At 64.5% G+C, this 19,386-nt stretch carries 16 protein-coding genes and 1 tRNA gene; 11 read left to right on the forward strand and 6 right to left on the reverse strand.

What is annotated here, in order from left to right; genetic code table 11:
• The first annotated feature begins 123 nt into the window (after window positions 1–123).
• The 4 genes from XH96_RS16935 to XH96_RS16950 all read left to right on the forward strand — a co-directional run bounded on the left by XH96_RS16935 (window position 124) and on the right by XH96_RS16950 (window position 4,780).
• Window positions 124–1,215: a putative zinc-binding metallopeptidase gene (locus XH96_RS16935; RefSeq protein ID WP_194393453.1), complete on the forward strand. Its 1,092-nt coding sequence runs from the start codon at window positions 124–126 to the stop codon at window positions 1,213–1,215.
• Between the two features lie 165 nt (window positions 1,216–1,380).
• Window positions 1,381–3,396, forward strand: a complete 2,016-nt coding sequence (locus XH96_RS16940; RefSeq protein ID WP_194393454.1) for an acetyl/propionyl/methylcrotonyl-CoA carboxylase subunit alpha — start codon at window positions 1,381–1,383, stop codon at window positions 3,394–3,396.
• A gap of 221 nt (window positions 3,397–3,617) precedes the next feature.
• Complete coding sequence (locus tag XH96_RS16945) at window positions 3,618–4,484, forward strand: oxaloacetate decarboxylase (protein WP_194393455.1); 867 nt, start codon at window positions 3,618–3,620, stop codon at window positions 4,482–4,484.
• Complete coding sequence (locus tag XH96_RS16950; RefSeq protein ID WP_131867775.1) at window positions 4,481–4,780, forward strand: acylphosphatase; 300 nt, start codon at window positions 4,481–4,483, stop codon at window positions 4,778–4,780. Before XH96_RS16945 ends, XH96_RS16950 begins: the two co-directional genes overlap by 4 nt.
• A 94-nt stretch (window positions 4,781–4,874) precedes the next feature.
• Here the strand turns inward: XH96_RS16950 and XH96_RS16955 are convergent, their stop codons facing one another.
• Together XH96_RS16955 and XH96_RS16960 are read right to left on the reverse strand one after the other, a co-directional pair.
• On the reverse strand, window positions 4,875–6,392 hold the full coding sequence (locus XH96_RS16955) for a PAS domain-containing sensor histidine kinase (protein WP_194393456.1): 1,518 nt from the start codon (window positions 6,390–6,392) through the stop codon (window positions 4,875–4,877).
• A 108-nt stretch (window positions 6,393–6,500) separates the two neighbouring features.
• The gene (locus XH96_RS16960; RefSeq protein WP_194393457.1) at window positions 6,501–7,376 is read right to left on the reverse strand and encodes a LysR substrate-binding domain-containing protein; all 876 of its coding nucleotides are present in this window, start codon (window positions 7,374–7,376) and stop codon (window positions 6,501–6,503) included.
• Window positions 7,377–7,490: 114 nt separating this feature from the next.
• On the opposite strand from XH96_RS16960, the gene XH96_RS16965 reads away from it, so the two are divergent.
• Window positions 7,491–7,913 (forward strand): 4-oxalocrotonate tautomerase family protein, encoded by a 423-nt coding sequence (locus XH96_RS16965; RefSeq protein ID WP_194393458.1) that lies wholly within the window; start codon window positions 7,491–7,493, stop codon window positions 7,911–7,913.
• A gap of 50 nt (window positions 7,914–7,963) precedes the next feature.
• On the opposite strand, the gene XH96_RS16970 is transcribed toward XH96_RS16965, so the two are convergent.
• Complete coding sequence (locus XH96_RS16970; RefSeq protein ID WP_194393459.1) at window positions 7,964–8,677, reverse strand: DNA helicase; 714 nt, start codon at window positions 8,675–8,677, stop codon at window positions 7,964–7,966.
• Window positions 8,678–8,849: 172 nt separating this feature from the next.
• A complete protein-coding gene (lipB, locus tag XH96_RS16975; RefSeq protein WP_194393460.1) occupies window positions 8,850–9,599 on the reverse strand; it encodes a lipoyl(octanoyl) transferase LipB in 750 nt (249 codons plus the stop codon).
• Between the two features lie 68 nt (window positions 9,600–9,667).
• Here lipB and XH96_RS16980 point away from each other — a divergent pair, with 68 nt between their 5' ends.
• The 6 genes from XH96_RS16980 to XH96_RS17000 all read left to right on the forward strand — a co-directional run bounded on the left by XH96_RS16980 (window position 9,668) and on the right by XH96_RS17000 (window position 15,889).
• On the forward strand, window positions 9,668–9,910 hold the full coding sequence (locus XH96_RS16980) for a FliM/FliN family flagellar motor switch protein (RefSeq protein ID WP_028177375.1): 243 nt from the start codon (window positions 9,668–9,670) through the stop codon (window positions 9,908–9,910).
• 194 nt (window positions 9,911–10,104) lie between these two features.
• Window positions 10,105–10,189, forward strand: a tRNA-Leu gene (locus XH96_RS16985).
• Between the two features lie 348 nt (window positions 10,190–10,537).
• Complete coding sequence (locus tag XH96_RS39640; RefSeq protein WP_256439354.1) at window positions 10,538–10,669, forward strand: hypothetical protein; 132 nt, start codon at window positions 10,538–10,540, stop codon at window positions 10,667–10,669.
• Window positions 10,670–10,771: 102 nt separating this feature from the next.
• Window positions 10,772–12,088, forward strand: a complete 1,317-nt coding sequence (locus XH96_RS16990) for an aspartate aminotransferase family protein (protein WP_194393461.1) — start codon at window positions 10,772–10,774, stop codon at window positions 12,086–12,088.
• 85 nt (window positions 12,089–12,173) lie between these two features.
• Complete coding sequence (locus XH96_RS16995; RefSeq protein WP_194393462.1) at window positions 12,174–13,832, forward strand: hydantoinase B/oxoprolinase family protein; 1,659 nt, start codon at window positions 12,174–12,176, stop codon at window positions 13,830–13,832.
• Window positions 13,833–13,846: 14 nt separating this feature from the next.
• Window positions 13,847–15,889, forward strand: a complete 2,043-nt coding sequence (locus tag XH96_RS17000; protein WP_194393463.1) for a hydantoinase/oxoprolinase family protein — start codon at window positions 13,847–13,849, stop codon at window positions 15,887–15,889.
• A gap of 235 nt (window positions 15,890–16,124) precedes the next feature.
• Here XH96_RS17000 and XH96_RS17005 read toward each other — a convergent pair whose 3' ends face one another.
• Entirely contained in the window at window positions 16,125–17,447 is a 1,323-nt protein-coding gene (locus tag XH96_RS17005) for an HlyD family type I secretion periplasmic adaptor subunit (protein ID WP_194393464.1), read from the reverse strand.
• Window positions 17,448–17,457: 10 nt separating this feature from the next.
• Entirely contained in the window at window positions 17,458–19,236 is a 1,779-nt protein-coding gene (locus XH96_RS17010; protein ID WP_194394161.1) for a type I secretion system permease/ATPase, read from the reverse strand.
• Between the last annotated feature and the right edge of the window lie 150 nt (window positions 19,237–19,386).

The raw sequence follows: 19,386 nt of genomic DNA on the forward strand, positions 1-19,386 counted from the left end.
AACGATCCGGCGGCAACGTCTGGTCTGGCAATTTGTTCCGGAGACTGGAACGATCTGCTGATCGAGGCGTCTTCGCGGGGGGCCAACTCTCTCGTAAGAATCCCTTTCCAAAGAGGCTAAATCTTGAAGCTCTTCGTCTGTCAGGCCTGCGGCAACGTTCTCTATTTCGAGAATCGTGCCTGCGAACGTTGCGGCCATCGTGTCGCCTTCATGCCGGAAAAGGAGACAATGTCGGCGCTCGAGCCCGACGGAGAAGCCTGGCGGACATTGGCCGACAACGGCGAAGGCCGGATGCTGTGCCGGAATGCCGAGTACGACGCCTGCAACTGGCTGACAGACACGGACGATACCACCGGCTATTGCCGCGCCTGCCGCCACAATGGGACGGTACCGAACCTCTCCGATCCGGCGCAGCTTGCTGGATGGCGTGAGCTGGAGGTGGCCAAGCACCGTCTACTCTATGCCCTGATCCGCTGGAGGCTGCCGCTCCAGACCCGGCAGGACAATCCCGAGCATGGGCTGATCTTCAATTTCCTTGCCGACGATCCGAACAGCGGACAGAAGGTCATGACGGGCCACGACAGCGGTCTGATCACGATTGCGCTCAAGGAGGCGGACGACATCGAGCGCGAGCGGCGCAGGCTCGAGATGGGCGAGCCCTACCGGACGCCGCTCGGGCATTTCCGCCACGAGGTCGGACACTATTTCTGGGACGTGCTGGTCCGCGACGGCGGCAAGCTGGAGGAATGCCGCGCCATCTTCGGCGACGATTCAGCCGATTACGGTCAGGCCTTGCAGCGGCACTATGCCGAAGGCCCGCCGGCCGATTGGCAGCAGAACTATGTCTCGGCCTACGCCACCATGCACGCCTGGGAAGACTTCGCCGAGACCTGGGCGCACTATCTCCACATCGTCGACACGCTGGAGATGGCCGCCGAGTTCGGCATGGAGGTGCGCCCCAGGGTCGACCGCGACGGGGAGTTGACGGCGCGCATCCGCTTCAACCCCTACGAGGCAAGGGATATCGAGGCGCTGGTCAACGCATGGCTGCCCTTCACCTTCGCCATGAACAGCGTCAACCGCGCCATGGGCCTGCGCGACCTCTATCCGTTCATCCTGTCGCCCACAGTGGTTGGCAAGCTGGGCTTCATTCACGGCCTGGTCCGGGACGTGGCCAAGGCCGGGAAGCCCCGGGAAGCGGCACGGCGTCCCTAGGGCTCGCCGGGCCCATTTCGGTCTTGCGCTGGTACGCCAGAGGCCCCGGATTTAGACCGTTGCCTCCGGCCCATTTTGATGTACCACGGGAGCCACACGGCCCGTCCCCATAGGCCCCAACGGCCAGGAGACTGGTCCCGCCCAAGGTCGAGACTCAAGAAAAGCATGTTCAAACGGATTCTGATCGCCAATCGCGGCGAAATCGCCTGCCGGGTCATCAAGACCGCCCGCAAGATGGGAATTCAGACGGTTGCGGTCTACTCCGAGGCCGACCGCGATGCCCTCCATGTCGAGATGGCCGACGAGGCGGTGCTGATTGGTCCGCCGGCTGCGGCCGAGAGCTATCTGGTGATCGAGAAGATCGTCGAGGCCTGCCGCAAGACGGGCGCCGAGGCGGTGCATCCCGGCTACGGCTTCCTGTCCGAGCGCGAGGCGTTTCCGCGTGCGCTGGAGGCGGCCGGAATCGTCTTCATCGGCCCCAACCCCGGCGCGATCGCGGCGATGGGCGACAAGATCGAATCCAAGAAGGCGGCGGCGAATGCCGACGTCTCGACCGTGCCGGGCTTCCTCGGCGTGATCGAAGACGCCAAGCATGCGGTCAAGATCGCCGATGCGATCGGCTATCCCGTGATGATCAAGGCCTCCGCCGGCGGCGGCGGCAAGGGCATGCGGATCGCCTACTCGACCCAGGAGGTCGAGGAGGGATTTGGGCTGGCAAAAGCGGAAGCGAAGGCCTCGTTCGGCGACGACCGCGTCTTCATCGAAAAGTTCATCGTCGATCCCCGCCACATCGAGATCCAGGTGCTGGGCGACAAGCACGGCAACGTGATCTATCTCGGCGAGCGCGAATGCTCGATCCAGCGTCGCAACCAGAAGGTCATCGAGGAGGCGCCGTCGCCGCTGCTCGACGAAGCCACCCGCCGCAAGATGGGCGAGCAGGCGGTCGCGCTGGCCAAGGCCGTGAATTACGACTCCGCCGGCACGGTCGAGTTCGTGGCAGGGCAGGACAAGAGCTTCTACTTCCTGGAGATGAACACGCGCCTCCAGGTCGAGCATCCCGTCACGGAACTGGTCACCGGCATCGACCTCGTCGAGCAGATGATCCGTGTCGCCGCCGGCGAGAAGCTCGCCATCGCGCAGAAGGACGTCACCCTGACCGGCTGGGCGGTGGAGTCTCGCCTCTACGCGGAAGACCCGTTCCGCAACTTCCTGCCCTCGATCGGGCGGCTCGTGAAATATCGCCCGCCGGCGGAAGCCAGCAAGGACGGCATCACCATCCGCAACGACACCGGCGTGCAGGAGGGCGGCGAGATCTCGATCCACTACGATCCGATGATCGCCAAGCTCGTCACCCATGCGCCGTCGCGCGCGGCTGCGATCGAGGCGCAGGCGACCGCGCTGGATTCGTTCTACGTCGACGGCATCCGCCACAACATCCCGTTCCTGTCGGCCCTGATGCACCATCCGCGCTGGCGCGAGGGACGGCTCTCGACCGGCTTCATCGCCGAGGAGTTCCCCAAGGGCTTTGCGGTGCGCGTGCCCGAAGGCGAGGTCGCGCGGCGGATCGCCGCGGTCGGCGCCGCCATCGATCACGTGCTCGGCGAGCGCAAGCGGCAGATCTCGGGCCAGATGGGCGGCCGCATCGTGCAGCGAGAGCGACGCCGCTCGGTCTGGCTCGACCGCCAGGAGATCCTGCTCGAGGTCGGACGCGAGGGCGAGGCGATCGCGATCCGCTTCATCGATCCCGACGGCAAGGCCGGCAATGCGCATCTCTTGCAGTCGCCGTGGAAGCCCGGCGATCCGGTCTGGCAGGGCACCATCGACGGTCACCTCGTCGCGGTGCAGGCGCGTCCGATCCCGAACGGCATCCGCCTCGCGCATCAGGGCGTCGAGGTGCCGGTCTATGTCTGGACCGAGGCCGAGGCGGCCTCCGCGCGGCTGATGCCGGTGACGACGGCCTCCGACACCGGCAAGAAGCTGCTGTGCCCGATGCCCGGCCTCGTGGTCTCGATCGCGGTGACCGAGGGGCAGGAGGTCAAGGCCGGCGAGACGCTGGCGGTGGTCGAAGCCATGAAGATGCAGAACGTGCTGCGCGCCGAGCAGGACGGCACCGTGAAGAAGATCCACGCCAGCGCGGGCGCGACACTCGCGGTGGACGCGCTGATCCTGGAGTTTGCGTAGCGAGGCCCACCCTCGTGTCCCGGACGCGATGCAACGCATTGGCGTTGCTTCGCAGAGCCGGGACCCAGATCATCAGTGTATCACTCAGCAGCATGGGCCCCGGCTCTGCAGCGCATCGCTGAAGGGCGTTGCGCTGCGTCCGGGGCACGAGAGTGCCATATTTCCGTCGCTCGCAATGACGGAGTATGCTGCGGCCCTCGTGACCCAACCGAGACAGCACCATGGCCTTTCGTTCCCGCCGCGAGAAACTTCGCTCCATCCTGTCGGGCGGGACTTGTGTCCATCCCGGCTCGGTCTACGACGCGATCTCGATCCGCATTGCCGAGGACCTCGGGTTTCCGCTCGGCATGTTCGGGGGATCAGTGGCATCGCTCGCCGTGCTCGGCGATCCCGATGTCACGCTGATCACGCTCACCGAGCTTGCCGAGCAGATGCGGCGGATGTCGCGCGCCGCAACACTCCCCGTTCTGGTCGATGCCGATCACGGCTACGGCAATGCGCTCAACGTGCGCCGCACGGTGCAGGAGCTTGAGATGGCGGGCGCGGCCGGTCTCACCATCGAGGACACGCTGCTGCCGGCTGCCTTTGGCGAGACCAAGGCGCAGCTGATCTCGCTCGAGGAAGGCGTCGGCAAGATGAAGGCGGCGCTTGGCGGCCGCAGCGATCCGTCGCTGGTGATCATGGGCCGCACGGGCGCTGCCGCGATCACCTCGATCGAGGATGCGGTTCGCCGCGCCAAGGCCTATGAGGCCACCGGCGTCGATGCGTTGTTCTTCACCGGCATCAGGTCGCGCGGCGAGCTCGAGGCCATCGCATCTGCCACGCGCCTGCCGATCGTGCTCGGCGGTGCGCCGGACGAATTGAACGCGCCCGACTACCTTGCAAGCCGGCGCGTACGCATCGCACTCCAGGGTCATGCGCCGATCGCCGCCGCGACCCAGGCCGTCTACGAGACGCAGAGGGCGCTGCGCGAGGGCACGGCGCCGAAAAGCCTCAAGGGTTTGGCGTCGCCGGAGCTGATGGCCCGTGTCATGCGCGAAGGCGAGGCCAGGGTGCGTAGCGCCGATGTCCTCGGACTGAACAAGTGAGCCGGGCAATTCTCCAGGTCATGATCCGTGGACGCGTGCAGGGCGTCGGCTATCGGGCCTGGGTCGAGTATCAGGCGACGACGAGCGGCCTCGAAGGCTGGGTCCGCAACCGTCGCGACGGCAGCGTGGAAGCGCTGTTCGCCGGCGCGCCGAAGCACGTTGCCGACATGGTCGCGCTGTGCCGCCACGGCCCGCCGTCCTCCCGCGTCGACAGCGTCACCAGTGAAACCGCGAGCGTGGATGAGCTGAATCTGCGCCGGGCAGGGGAGACGTTCTCGGTGCTGCCGACGGTGTAAGCGCTTACAAGAGGCGGTCATGCCCGGGCAGGCGGGACAAGCCCGGTCATGACGGCGAGGAGGCCTAGGTGCCTCAAGCTCTCGAAGTGAGCCCTCATCGCGGCAGCTTGGCGATCGCCTCGCTCAGCTCGTGGATCTCATAGGGCTTGCGCAGGATCGGGAAATCGCCGCGCACGCCGGCGGCGACCTCGCTGTAGCCGGTGGCAAGCAGGATCGGCAGGCCGGGGCGGATCTGGCGGAGGCGATGGGCGAGGCTGAGCCCATCCATCTTGCCGGGCATGACGATGTCCGAGAACACGAAGTCGACGCCGTTGCTCTCGATCTCGCGCAATGCCGCTTCGGCATCGGCGACCCGGCGCACTTGATAGCCGAGCTGCTCCAGAAGACCGATGCTGACCAGAGCGACGTCGGGATTGTCCTCGACCAGCAGCACCGTGCCGCTGCCGCGGAGAGGCGTCCCCGATGTCTCGCGCGACGGCGCATCTGTGCCGCGCGGCAGGATGATGGTGAATGTCGTGCCCTTTCCGAGCTCGCTTGCGACCTTTATCGTGCCGCCGGCCTGATGAGCGAAGCCGTGCACCTGCGAGAGGCCGAGGCCGGTGCCTTTTCCGATCGGCTTGGTGGTGAAGAACGGCTCGAAGATCTTGTCGAGAACGTCGGAGGGTATTCCAAGCCCGGTATCCGTGACGTCGATTGCGACGAAGTCGCCGGCGAGGGGAGGTTCGTTCAGCACGACATTGCGCGCGCCGATCGTCACCATGCCACCGTCCGGCATCGCGTCGCGGGCATTGATCACGAGGTTGAGCAGCGCGGTCTCGAGCTCGGAGACGTCGGCCTTGATCGGCCAGGTGTCGGAGCGAATGTCGAAGGCGAGACGCACGGAACTGCCCACGCCGGCGTCGAGCACCTCGCGGATGGCCGCGACGCGTTCGGCGAAATCGATCGCCTGCGGGTTGACGCTCTGCCGCCGCGCGAAGGTGAGGAGCTGGTTCGTCAGCGCGGCGCCGCGCTTGGTGGCGGTCTCGATCGCGGACATGGCGCGCTCGAGCTTGGGGTCGCCAGTGGCGCTCTTCTTCAGGATGTGAAGGCTGCCGCTGATGATCATCAGAAGATTGTTGAAGTCGTGCGCAACCCCGCCGGTGAGCTGTCCGAGTGCGTCGAATTTCTGCGACTCGGCGAGCTGCTTCTGCATCGCCTCGAGCTTGAGCTGGGCGTTGCGACGTTCGGTGATGTCGCGCGTGATCTTGGCGAAGCCGATCAGCGCGCCGCCCTCGTAGATCGGGTCGATCACGACGCTGGCCCAGAAGAACGTGCCGTCCTTTCGGACGCGCCAGCCTTCCTCCTCATATCGGCCCTTGTCCCGGGCAATACCGAGCGCCCGCGCCGGCTTGCCATTGGCGCGGTCGGTCTCGGTGTAGAAGCGGGAAAAATGCTGGCCGAGGATCTCCTCGGGCGAATAGCCCTTGATGCGTTCGCCGCCGATGTTCCAGCTGGTGATGATCCCGTTGGGATCAAGCATGTAGAGGGCGTAGTCGGCGACTCCCTCAACCAACAGCCGGAAACTGCGCTCGCTCTCGAACAAGTCTCTCTGTTGACTGAACTTTTCGGTCATTCCGGACCCCGCCTCGACGGGGACAAACGCCGCACATGGCAGATTTGTTCCCATGCTGTGGGACATTTTTAGGCAATATCCGCACTATATACGGTGGCCGCCGGGCAATCAGGCTCCTCGGACTGGCCGCTGGCTCGTCGCCACGCTCCGGAACGTCGCGGCTACAGCGCGCAGTGCCGCGAGCTTGGCGGGATCACTGACTTTCGAATGCAGCATCACCTTCGAGCTGCCGAGCCTCGGCAGCTCGTGCGCCGGCCCGATATCGACCAGGCCCGGAGACGCGATCCGCCGCGCCAGCGGCGCGATTGCAAGTCCGGCAAGCGCAGCGGCGACCACCGCCGTGACGCCGCCGCCGACAAATCGCTCGCGCCAGGCGATGCCGGCCTTGTCCAGCGCGCGCACGGCGATGGCGCGGACGCCACACGGCGGGGCGAGTGTTGCCAGCGGCAGTGCTTCGCCCTTCGGGAGCGTGAAGCGCCGTGATGCGAACCAGCCGAACTCGTCATCAGCCAGCTTCTCGCCGCCGCGGCGGCTGCCCTCCTGGCGGACGATCACCGCGTCCAGCTCGCCCGCATCATAGGCGTCCTGCATCTCGCGCGAGAAACCGATGGTGACGGCGAGCGTGAGATTCGCGGACATCGCGTGCAGCCGTTCGAGCAGCGGCACCAGTTCGGGGCCCGCGGCATGGTCGGAGATGCCGAGCGAAAGCGACTGCGCGGCGGAAGCCTCGCCGGAGAGCGCACGGTCATGCGCGTCCATGAGCGCGCGGGCACGATCGAGGAAATCAGCACCATCCGCCGTGAGCCGAACCGCGCGCGGCGAGCGTTCGACGAGGCGTTTTCCGACCAACGTCTCCAGGCGTTGCAGCTTGAGGCTGACAGCCGCCTGCGTCGTGCCGAGGGCTTCGGCCGCGCGGGTAAAGCTCTGGAGGTCGGCGACCAGCAGGAAGGCCCGGACTGTGGCGATGTCGAGGGTGGCCGTCATTATAGTACGTTATCACTGATATCAGGTGAGATAAGATATCAAAATGAACCGAGGAGGTCTAGCTTCCCACCAACGCCGCGCAAGACCCTGCGCAGCATCCTGAGGAGAACCACCATGCCCCTGATCACCGTGTCCTACGCCACGTCTCGCCAGTCGCCGTCGCTGAAGGCCGACATCGCCAATGCCGTGTCAGAGCTCACCGCAAGGATCCTGCACAAGGATCCCAGGGTCACCGCCATCATCGTGAAGTCCGTGGATGCCCACGATTGGTTCGCAGGCGGCAAGTCGCTCGCCGAGCAGAAGCTCGCAAGCTACTGGATCGACATCCATGTTACGGAAGGTACCAATACCAAGGACGAGAAGGCGGCTTATCTCGCTGCAATGTTCAAGCGGATGGCCGATATCCTGGGCCCGCTGCATCCCGAGACCTACCTGCATGTCGACGAGGTCAAGGGCGATGCCTACGGCTTTGGCGGCCTGACCCAGGAGCGGCGCTACATCGCCGGCAAGCTCGAGGTTTCGCTGCAGGCGGCGTGATGCTTGATCGCGGGTGAGCAATCTCACCCGCGACCGGTTGCGAGGGATCGTCAGCTCGCTGCGCGGAACTGAACTTCGGAATTGTTGATGAAGCACGTCTTGTCGAACAGCTTCAGGTCCAACGGGTTCGGCAAGCGGACATCGCTGAGATCGGGGCAGGGCTTGACTGCGGGATCATAGGATCGGTCGATCTGCGAGATGAAGACGACGATCAGCCCCTTGTCGCGTGCGAACGATTTCAGCGCGCGCACCTGAACGGTCAGGTCGGGGTTTTCCCGCCGCTGGTCGAGCAGTTGCAGATAGTCGATCACCACGAATGTGCCGCGCGGGGCGGGAGCCATCTGCTTGACGACGTAATCGGCGCTGATCGCGTCTGAGCAATCGAGCTCGAATAATCTGTCGAACTGCGCAGGCTCGACGCCGATCGCCCGCAAGCGGTCCAGAACGTCTCTCTCGGTGTATTCGAGCGAGAAGAAAGCGGCGCGGCTGCCTTTCCTCATGGCCTCTACCGCAAGTTCGAGACTCATCAGGGTCTTGCCATGACCGGGTCGCGCACCCAGCAGCACCAGCTCGCCCGGCCGGAATTGAGGAAACAGCTTGCCGGCCGGCGTCTCCGCCGCAGCTTTTGCCGCCAGCAAGCTCCAGGCGGAAAACCCTTCCGTTGTGGCGACGCGGTCAAGCGCGTCGTGGAGTGGAATGCCTTCCTCGCGGGACAGGCGCTTCGCCTTGCGCTTGAGATGATAGATCGGTGCAGACAGTCTCATCGTGAGAACCTCCCATTGCGAGCATGATCGCAATCCCTCCTTATGCCCAGCGCTCGAACAGTCGGTCCGATGATCAATTCGCCCGGCATGAAGTCTGCTTTCCCGGCGGAGGGGGGAGGCGTGGGCGACGCCGGAATCAATTATAGCCGATTCCGCGCAGAACGCGGTAGCGCTAGGCGACCGCTTCCGGCAGCAGCGCGCGGGTCGGCCCGAACAATTCTTCGAACGTCCGCCTGAGCGCGATATCGACGTCGGCCATGGTCACGAGCTGGCCGAGATCGACCAGCGAGGTGACGCCGTAGCGGGGATCGGCAACGCCGCAGGGCACGATGCCGGCGAAGTGCGACAGCTCCGGCTCGACATTGATGGCGATGCCGTGGAACGACACCCAGCGCTTCAGGCGGACGCCGATCGCCGCGATCTTGTCCTCGTGATCGGCTCCCTTGTCGGGGCGCCTGACCCAGACGCCAACCCGGTCCTCGCGCCGCTCGCCGCGAATGTTGAAGGCAGCCAGCGTGCGCAGGATCAATTCCTCCAGGCTCGCGACATAGGCCCGCACATCAGGCCGGCGGCGCTTGAGGTCGAGCATAATATAGGCCACCCGCTGGCCCGGCCCGTGATAGGTGAGCTGCCCGCCGCGCCCGGTCGCGAAGATCGGGAAGCGGGCATCCAGCAGGTCTGATTGCTTGCCCGAGGTGCCCGACGTGTAGAGCGGGGGGTGTTCGAGCAGCCAGACCAGTTCCGGGGCCTCGCCCGCCGCGATCGCGGCGACCCGGGCCTCCATGATGGCCACCGCATCCGGATACGGTACCGGTGCATCCGAGATGAGCCATTCGACGGGCTCGCCGCCTGCCGCGGAAAACGACGTCAAATCGAGCTCTTGGCGCTGGCTTTGGCGGGGGTTTTCAGGCGAATTAACCATTAGCTAACCATAACGTGGTGATGATCGCAGGCGCAAATGAAGAGTCCCAAGTCGCGGCGGTCCTGACAGTGCCCACTCTCGATAAAGTCACCGTGGATCTCATGGTCGTCCTCGGGACGACCACTATGCCGATCCATCAAGTATTGCGTCTTTCCCGCGGCGCCATCATCGAGCTGGATGCCACCGAGGCCGACGAGGTCAAGGTCCTCGCCAACAATCTGCCGGTCGCCTCCGGCGTCGTGCTGGTCGATCGCAACCGGATCGCGGTCGAGGTCAAGCAGATGCTGCCGCGCTCGGCGGGCACCCGGTAGGCTTTGGGCACCAGCTGGGCAGGGCGGGAAGCGGCCCGGCCACCCGGCGAGGCCGATTCGGGGCAGAAGGCTGGAACTTTCCTGCAAAGCTTGTGGAATTCAGGGCCTTTGCAGGCTTGTACCCCTCTGATGGATTTGTTAGATCGGCGCCGTTGATCCGGCTGGCCCTCAAGCCTCAAGCTGGCATCCCCAAAGCGCTCGTGGCGGAACTGGTAGACGCGCTGCCTTGAGGTGGCAGTGAGTAAAATCGTGGGGGTTCGAGTCCCTCCGAGCGCACCATAGACCCGCGACGGGCATTGAAATCACTCAACTTTTTTTGGATTTGCCTGGGAACGTTACATTCCCGCGTCGCATCGGGTCCCCGTAAAGAGTCGTCGAGTGACGGCTCTGATCGAATGCGACGATCTCTTCCATGCCGCTGAGGCCGAGCTTCTCTCGATTCGCCTGAGCCCGCCGGCGATGAGGTAAGCGCCTTCATCTCTGCCTTGATGACCTTGCGCGTCAGCACCGCGAACGGATTCTCGCCATTCTCGGGCAGTCATGACTCGACCGGTCCGGTGCGCTGCAGCCGGATCGATTCCGCGAGCCCCTAGCGAAGTCGAAAGAGAAGAGTGGCCATCGCTCGGCTTGGCGCCGCGGCTCGCCGAAGAGGTTTACGAACAAGTCAGGTGTATTGGCGAGGCCGGTCTGACCATCCTGGTCACGGAGCAGAACACGGTGCTTGCGCTCTCGGTCGCCGATCGCGCCTATGTGCTGTAGACGGGGCGCATTGTGCTCGATGGACCAGCAGGCGAACTCAAGCACAATGCGCGCGTGCGCGAAGCTTATCCGGGCCGTTGAACCCGGAATCAAGGAGGCAAGATGTATCCCGCCAATCATTCTCAATCGCGAGATCTCTATCAGCGAGCGCTGAAGAGCTTGCCGGGTGGCAATACGCGCACCACGGTCTACATGAAGCCGTTTCCGATCTACGCAGCTTCGGGCGCCGGCTGCCGAGTCTGGGACGTCGATGGCAATGAATATATCGACTGCATCAACAATTTCACGTCTCTGATCCATGGCCATGCTCATCCCGCATTGATCGAGGCGGCGACCAAGCAGCTCGCGCTGGGCTCGGCCTTCGGCATGCCGACGGAGTCCGAAGTCGAGCTCGCCGAATTGCTGGCAGCAAGGCTTCCATCGGTAGACCATGTCCGTTTCTGCAATTCGGGCACGGAGGCGGTGATGATGGCGCTGAAAGCTGCCCGCGCCTACACGGGTCGTCCGAAGATCGCCAAGTGCGAGGGTGCTTATCACGGCTCCTATGACTACGCTGAAGTCAGCCTCGACCCGACACCTGCGGCTTGGGGCGGCAACGCCCCGGTATCGGTAGCCTACGCCAAAGGCACGCCCGACAACGTGCTCGCGGACGTCGTGACCATTCCGTTCAACGACGTCGAGGCGGCCGTGAGCTTGATCCGCGAGCATGGTCCCGAACTCGCTTGTGTACTCGTTGATCCGATGCCGAACCGAGCAGGTCTGGTTCCGGCGGACAGAGCCTACGTGGAAGCGCTCCGTCAGGTCACGCGGGAAGTCGGCGCGCTGCTTGTATTCGACGAAGTCATCACGTTCCGTCTCGGCTATGAGGGTGCGCAAGGGCTTTGGGGGATCGATCCGGACCTGACTACGCTCGGCAAGATCATCGGCGGCGGCTTCCCGGTCGGCGCGATCGCCGGCGGCGAGAAGTTCATGTCAGTGTTCGATCCATCCTCCGGGAAGCCGGCGCTCCCGCACGGCGGCACCTTCTCGGCCAATCCCGTCACCATGCGCGCCGGACTTGCCGCCATGAAGCTGCTCGATACAGCAGCCTATTCACGCCTCGATAGGATCGGCACCGCGGTACGCGACGGAATCAATGCGGCTTTCCGCAAGACCGGCGTTGCCGGGACCGCAGTCGGATTGGGCTCGCTACTCAAGATTCATTTTACGGATCGCAACGTCCGGGATTATCGTTCAGCCTACTTGAGCGAGATGGAAGCGAAGCGCCAGGCCGTGTTCACCACCGGGCTGCTCAATCGCGGGATATTGGTCGCGAGCTATGGCCTGATGGCGCTGTCGTTGCCGATGACCGATCCTGACGTGGATACGATTGTGAAGGCGGCTGCGGAGTCCCTGGAGGAGGTCGCCGCGTTCGGCTGATCAGGCTCCCCGTACCCGGGAACTGTTCCGACCGGCGCTCGCTTGACGCCGGATTGAGATCCTCATTCCTACCAGCAGGCTTGCGATGACCTCCAAGATTGACCCGATCACCCGTTCCGTTGTCCAGCATCGCCTGAGTTCGATCGTGAACGAAATGGGTGAGGCGATGCTGCGTACGTCTTACTCGCAGATCCTGAATTCCAGCCGTGACTTCTCGCTGGGGATCTGCGACGTGAATGGGCGGTTGATTGCGCAAGCGGACCATATTCCGGTTCATGTCGGCGCGCTGTCCTGGGCGACGCTTGCTATCGAGGAGCGCTTCAAGGACGTCAAGCCTGGCGACGTTCTGCTGCTCAACGACCCCTATCATGGTGGCAGTCACTTGCCCGATCTGACCGCGTTCGTGCCAGTCTTCGACGGGGAGCGGAGGTTGTACTGGACCATCGTGCGCGCACACCAAAGCGATATCGGCGGGGCCACCCACGGCGGCTACAATCCGAGTGCGACCGACATTTGGCAGGAAGGATTGCGGGTACCGCCGATCCGTCTTTACGAAGCAGGCAAACTTCGCGACGATCTGCTCGACATGCTGGCACTCAATGTGCGGAATCCTCGCGATTTCCGCGGTGATCTTGCTGCGATGATTGGTGCGGCGCATCTCGGCGAACGCCGGATCAGGCGGCTGCTCGACGAATTTGGTGGACAGGTCGTCGAAGCGGCCGTCGAAGCAATTCTCGATGCTGCCGAACAACAGACGCGGGCAGTCCTATCGACGTGGCAGGACGGTACGTTCTATGGAGAAGCGCATCTCGACGACGACGGTCATGGCCGAAGCGATATCAGGATCGCCGCGAAGGTGACCAAAAAGGGATCCGACATCGAGATTGATCTTTCGGAGTCGGATCCTCAGTCGACGAGCTTTGTCAATTCGTCGCACGCCAACATGCAGGCTGCGGTCGTCATGGCTTTTGCCTATCTCATCGACGCGGATATTCCCAAGAATTCCGGCGCACTTCGGCCGCTGAAGGTCGTTGCCAGACAGGGCACGATCGTGTGGGCAGATCCCGGCCGTCCGGTCACGATGTGCACCAGCCATCCTTCGAATGAAATCGTGGAAGCTATCGTCAAGGCGCTTTCCCAGTCGTGTCCCGATCGTGCGATGGCCGGGTGGAGCCGCAGATTCCGCATCGCCATCCAAGGTGAAAATCCGCGGACAGGACGCAATTTTATCTGGCATTTGTTTCAGGCCAGGCCCGGAGGAGGGGCGTCGTCGGCCGGCGATGGTTGGTCATCGATTGGTGAGTGGCATACGGTCGGGGGCATCAAATTTGGCAGCATCGAAGTCGACGAAGCCCGGTTTCCGCTCTATTTCCGACATCACGAATTTCGCCCGGACTCCGGCGGCGACGGCAGTTTTCGTGGCGGCCTGGGCGTATCGTTGGATCTCGTCGTGGAAACGGCGAAGCCTGCGCGAGCAAACACGGCAGGCGAGGGCACGAAGCATGGAGGATGCGGGATGCTCGGCGGCAGCGATGGGCTTCCACATCAGTACACCCTCGTGTCGCAAGGCCGCGCGCCGCGCGTGCTGCGCACGAAGGAGGTCGGCATCGAAGTCCGTCCCGGCGACTGCTTCGAGGTTCGCTCCTCGGGGGGCGGAGGATGGGGCCCTCCAGGGCAACGGTCAGCTCAAGCGCGCGAAGCCGACTTGATGCAGGGCCTCACGACAAAATTCACAACGGTTTAACGGATAGCCCGAAGATGTTCACCATCGGAGTCGATGTTGGCGGTACGTACACCGACCTCGTCGCGATCGATCGCGACGGCAACACCGTGTTCGCAAAATCGCCGACGACGCCGGCAGACCAGTCTTTAGGCGTTATGAATGGACTTGAAGAACTCGCAAGCCGGCTGAAGATGCCGCGAGCGGAGATGCTCGCTACGACGGACCGCCTGGTGCACGGGACAACCGTCGCGACGAACGCATTGCTCGAGCGGAAGGGAGCAAAGGTCGCGCTTGTCACGACGGAAGGCCATCGTGACGTCATCGAAATGCGCGAGGGTCTGAAGGAAGATCGCTACAATCTCCGCATCGCACCGCCGTCTCCCCTGGTGCCGCGCCAACTGCGCTTCGGTGTACGCGAGCGCGTTAGGCCGGACGGCGCAGTGCTGATCCCGCTCGATCAAGATTCCCTCGGTGAGGCGATCTCGGCGATCCGCGCCGCCGGAGCAAGCTCCGTGGCTGTGTGCTTCCTGCATGCCTACTGTAATCCGGCGCACGAAATTGCGACCGTCGAACGACTGAAGCGCGAACTTCCGGAACTCGACGTCTCTCGATCGAGCGATGTGTTGCCGCAGATCAAGGAGTATGAACGCGTTTCAACGACGATCGTGAACGCCTACGTCGCTCCGGTGGTGCGGCGCTATCTCACCAATCTGGAAGCCCGGCTGAAAGACGCAGGCTTGGCCAGCAGCCTTTTCATCATTCTTTCGCATGGCGGGATGGCCCCACTCGAGGAAGCCGCGCGGCTCGCTGCCGGCACCGTACTTTCCGGCCCAGCGGGCGGCATCTCGGGAGCCCGGCGCTGCGCGGAACTGCTCGGAATTCCCGATCTTGTGCCGTTCGACATGGGCGGGACCAGCACCGACATCTCGCTGATTGCGGATGGACGCGCGTCGCTGTCGGCCGAAGGTGGGCTTGCCGGTCAACGCATCGCGCTCAGGAGCCTCGACATTGCGAGCATCGCCGCCGGTGGAGGCTCGATTGCCACTCTGGACGCGGGTGGTACGCTCCGCGTCGGGCCAGAAAGCGCGGGGTCCGTGCCGGGGCCTGCGTGCTACGGCAACGGCGGTCTCGAGCCGACGGTTACAGATGCCAATGTTGTTCTCGGATATCTGGACGCTTCTGCATTCATGGGCGGAAAGCGGCCGCTCGATCGCGCGGCCGCAGAAGCGGCAGTCGATCGGCTCGCGAAAGCGCTCGAGCTATCCCGGGACGATGCGGCGGCTGGAATCTATCGAATGGTCAATCTGCGTATGGCGGATGGTATCCGTCTGATGACCCTGCGACGCGGCGTCGACCCACGCCCCTTCGCGCTGCTCAGCTTCGGCGGCGCTGCCGGTCTGCATGCGGCCGAAGTTGCGCGCGAACTTGAAATCAAGCGCGTCATCGTGCCGACGGCGGCTTCGGTCCTATCCGCTTGGGGCATGTTGACCAGCGATCTGAGGTACGAGGTGAGCAGTACGCATTACAGCGCCGGCCAACGGATTACGGCCCAAGAGGTCAGGACCATCTTCGCTGACCTCGAAAGAGATGCTACAGGCCGTCTGAAGTCGTGGTTTGGCGGCGATGTGGCTGTCGAATGTTCCGCCGAGATGCGCTACGGCGAGCAGATCTTCCAGATTGACGTCCCGCTAAACGATCTCGATTGGAATTCGGAGAACGTCGTCGATCGGATAGAGGAGCGATTCCATCGTCGCCATGAGGAACTGTACACCTACTCGTCGCCGGATCAGGAAGCGGTGTTCGTCAATGCGCGGGTCGCTGCCATAGGCGCTGTCCCGAGCGTCGGAGAAGTCGCGCGTGGGCGGAAGACCGTAGCGCCGTGCAAACCAAAAGGGCGTCGAAAAGCATTCTTCGGCGAATGGCGAGAGGTTGAAGTATTCGCCGCGGATCAACTTCGTTCAGGCAACAAGATCGAAGGTCCAGCAATTGTGGAAGCTGAGACGACGACCGTCCTGATTGGTGACGGCGATCAGATCGAGGTCAATGATCTGGGATGGCTCGACATCAGGCTCAGGTGATCGAATGATGAGGCCGCTCGGCGTTTGGGTGCGCCACTCGGTCAGTTTAGTCCGGCCTGAACTGCTGACGTGCCGAGCGCCACCGCGGTCTTCGCCTTAGCAGACTCAGTCAACATCAGCTCACCACGCTTGCTCGCTTGGCGAGGATCCGCAGATCTGACGCCTTCGAAAGTCTGGCTACCGTGCTGGCGGCAATGCGGACGCATGCTGACAACGATCGCGAGAGGGACTTGGACTATTTCTGCCGCAGCGCGCGGGCGAGTTGATCTTCCAGCGGCTTGCGCAGGTAGGCGAGCGCCGTCCGCACGCCGTTCTGGATGAAGGCTTCAACCGGCATGCCGGGCACCAGCGCCTTGCCGTCGAGCTTGGCGAGTTCGCTCGCGTCGAGGCTGATGCGGGCGACGTAGTAAGCCGCGCCGGATTGCGGGTCCTTGGTCAGGTCGGCGGCGATCCGCGTCAGCGTGCCGTCGAGCTCGGGGGTCACCGCGGCGTCGAACGCGCTGAAGCGCAGCTTGGCGGATTGCCCGACCTTGAGCCGGTCGATCATTTGCGGATCGACCCGGGCCTCGACCACAAGCGAATCCTTCGGCACGATGAGCATCAGCTGTTCGCCCGCGGTGATCACGCCACCGACGGTGAAGACCGATTTCTGGTGGATCAGACCGTCCTGCGGCGCGCGCAATACCACGCGATCGAGCTGGTCCATCGCGGCGATGCGGCGTTCGCCGAGATCGGCAAGCTTGGTCTCGACGTCGCGCAGTTCGGTCGCGACCTCGCGGCGCTGATCCTGGACCAGCTGGATGATCTGCAGTTCGGTTTCGGTGATCCGGCCCTTGGCGCGCGCGATCTCGGCGATCAGCTGGCCTTCCTCGCCGGTCAGGCGCGAGGCCTCGCGCTCGAGCGCAGTGAGGCGCGCATAGGGCACCAGACGCTTTTCGTACAGCTGGCGGACGCCCTCCAGCTCGGTGTCGATCCAGCGGATCTGTTCGCGCTTCGACGCGATCTGCGCCTCCAGGCCGCGGATTTCGTCCGCGATCTGCGCCTTGCGTTCGCGCAGCTGCGACTGCTGGCCGCTGATCGCCTCGCGCCGCCGGGCGAACAGCGTGGTCTCGCCCTCGACCATCTCCGCGAGCGCGGCGGCGGCGCGGCGGGCGGCGATCTCGCCGGGCAGCGCCACTGCATCGCGGCCGTTCTGCTCGGACTGCAGCCGGGCACGACGCACCCCTAGCTGGTTGAGCTGGTTTTCGATCAGCGCAAGGTTGGCGCGCGACAGCGTCTCGTCGAGGCGGACCAGCACGTCGCCGGCGCGAACCTGATCACCATCGTTGACGTAGATTTCGGCGACCACGCCGCCGGTGGGGTGCTGAACCCGGCGGACGTTGCTGTCGACCACCACCTGTGCCGGCGCGATCACGGCGCTGGCGAGCGGCGCGGTTATCGCCCAAACGCCGGCGGTGGACACGACGATCGCCAGCGTGCCGATTCCAAATGCGGTGGCGCGCCGGATATCGCGAAACGGATCGTTGCGGCGAGCCTCGGGCGTGCGGGCTGCGGTCATATGAAAGTCCTCAACTGGCGGCGGCGGCAGGAACCGAGCGCGCGTCGGGCACCGCCTGCAGCGCCGCGCCGCCCGGCGCCGGATGAGCGGCCAGCGATTTGCGCAGCACTTCGTCCTTCGGTCCGAACGCCTGCACCTGGCCGGTCGCCAGCGTCAGCACGAGATCGACCGCGGCGAGCGCCGCCGGCCGATGCGCAATGATGACGGCAATACCGCCGCGAGCCCGGACACGCCGGATGGCGTCGGTCAGCGCGGCGTCGCCTTCGGCGTCGAGGCTGGCGTTCGGCTCGTCGAGCACCACCATGAACGGATCCTTGTAGAGCGCGCGCGCCAACGCGATCCGCTGCCGCTGGCCGCCCGACAGGGTGGCACCGGCTTCGCCAATCCGCATCTCGAACCCCTTCGGCAGCTTCAGGATCATCTCGTAGGCGCCAGCGGCCTTCGCCGCGGCGATCACCGCCGCCTCGTCGATCTCCGGGTCGAAGCGTGCGATGTTCTCCGCCACCGTTCCGTCGAATAATTCGACGTCCTGCGGCAGATAGCCGATCATGCCGCCACGAATTTCTGCCGGCCACTGGTCGAGGGTGGCGCCATCAAGGCGGATCTCGCCGCGTGCGATCGGCCAGATCCCGACCAGTGCCCGCGCCAGCGTCGATTTGCCGGCGGCTGACGGGCCAATGATGCCGACCGCCTGGCCGGCTTCAAGTGCGAACGAGGCGTTGTGCACGATCGCGGCGGTGCCGCCGGGGGCGGCGATCGTGACCTGCTCGACCGTGAGCCGATGAACGGCGCGTTCGGGTGCGACGTCGGGGTGCGGGGCGTCGCCGTCGCGCAGGGCGGCGCGGAGCCGTTGGCCCGCCTGTCGCGCGCCGATGAACGGTCGCCAGATGGAGATCGCCAGTTCCACCGGCGCGAGCGCGCGGCTGCCCATGATCGATGCGGCGATCATCACGCCGCCGCTTGCCAGTCCCTCGATCACCAGATAGGCGCCGAGGCCGAGCAGCGCCGATTGCAGCATGAAGCGCAGCGTCTTCGACAACGCGCCGAGTGATCCGGCGATATCGGCGTTTCGCTGCTGGGCGGCGACGAGATCGTCGTTGGCGGCCCCGATCCGGTCGATCAACCGCTGCTCCATCCCCAGCGCGGCCACGATCTCGGCGTTGCGCCGACCGGCTTCAAGCTGGACGCCGCGGATTGCGCAGGCACGCGATGCGTCCCTGGTCGGCGCCCGCGTCAGCAGCTCGGTGAGCAGCGCGATCCCGAACAGCAGCACAGCGCCCGCGACCAGCGTCCAGCCGAGATAAGGATGCAAGAGAAAGCAGCCGGCGAGATACAGCGGCATCCACGGCAAGTCGAACAGGGTCGTCGGGCCGAGCCCGGAAAGGAACGACCGGACCGAGTCCAGATCATGTGACAATTGCAGGCCGCGATTCGCGCCGCCGCCGCGTAGCGGCCCGCGCAGGATGTTGCAGACGACCGGTTGCCACAGCGCGGCGTGCAGTGCCGATCCGATCCGGGTCAGAATGCGCTGACGCAGCAGGTCGAACAGCCCTTGTATCGCATACGCCGCCGCCACCGCGATCGACAGCGCGATCAAGGTCGGAATGCTGTGCGATGGAATGACCCGGTCGTACACCTGCAGCATGTAGATCGAGCCGGTGAGCATCAGCAGATTGAGCACCGCCGAGAACAGTCCCACCGTCAGAAAGGCCGTTCTGCAGGAGGCGATCGCGGCCGACGCGAGATCGCCGGACGCGGGAGTCGACGCGGAGGACGTTGTAGCGGTCATGATACTCAATTCAAAACGACGTCGGATCGTCACGGTCGGATGCGGTCGGCGTTCGTTAGCGAGGTTCAACGTCAGGCGCATGACAAAGCGCGGTGCGCGAAAACGCGGGCCGACGGCAACGAGGCCACGGTGCCCTGCGACGAAACGCCG

The organism is Bradyrhizobium sp. CCBAU 51765 (assembly GCF_015291725.1).
GTDB classification, from domain to species: Bacteria; Pseudomonadota; Alphaproteobacteria; order Rhizobiales; family Xanthobacteraceae; genus Bradyrhizobium; species Bradyrhizobium liaoningense.

Excerpts from the sequence above, each read along its gene's own strand:
- XH96_RS16940 (WP_194393454.1), top strand. The coding sequence starts at position 1,381 with ATGTTCAAACGGATTCTGATCGCCAATCGCGGCGAAATCGCCTGCCGG.
- XH96_RS16945 (WP_194393455.1), top strand. The coding sequence starts at position 3,618 with ATGGCCTTTCGTTCCCGCCGCGAGAAACTTCGCTCCATCCTGTCGGGC.
- XH96_RS16955 (WP_194393456.1), bottom strand. The coding sequence starts at position 6,392 with ATGACCGAAAAGTTCAGTCAACAGAGAGACTTGTTCGAGAGCGAGCGC.
- XH96_RS16960 (WP_194393457.1), bottom strand. The coding sequence starts at position 7,376 with ATGACGGCCACCCTCGACATCGCCACAGTCCGGGCCTTCCTGCTGGTC.
- XH96_RS16965 (WP_194393458.1), top strand. The coding sequence starts at position 7,491 with ATGCCCCTGATCACCGTGTCCTACGCCACGTCTCGCCAGTCGCCGTCG.
- XH96_RS16970 (WP_194393459.1), bottom strand. The coding sequence starts at position 8,677 with ATGAGACTGTCTGCACCGATCTATCATCTCAAGCGCAAGGCGAAGCGC.
- lipB (WP_194393460.1), bottom strand. The coding sequence starts at position 9,599 with ATGGTTAATTCGCCTGAAAACCCCCGCCAAAGCCAGCGCCAAGAGCTC.
- XH96_RS16990 (WP_194393461.1), top strand. The coding sequence starts at position 10,772 with ATGTATCCCGCCAATCATTCTCAATCGCGAGATCTCTATCAGCGAGCG.
- XH96_RS16995 (WP_194393462.1), top strand. The coding sequence starts at position 12,174 with ATGACCTCCAAGATTGACCCGATCACCCGTTCCGTTGTCCAGCATCGC.
- XH96_RS17000 (WP_194393463.1), top strand. The coding sequence starts at position 13,847 with ATGTTCACCATCGGAGTCGATGTTGGCGGTACGTACACCGACCTCGTC.
- XH96_RS17005 (WP_194393464.1), bottom strand. The coding sequence starts at position 17,447 with ATGACCGCAGCCCGCACGCCCGAGGCTCGCCGCAACGATCCGTTTCGC.
- XH96_RS17010 (WP_194394161.1), bottom strand. The coding sequence starts at position 19,236 with ATGACCGCTACAACGTCCTCCGCGTCGACTCCCGCGTCCGGCGATCTC.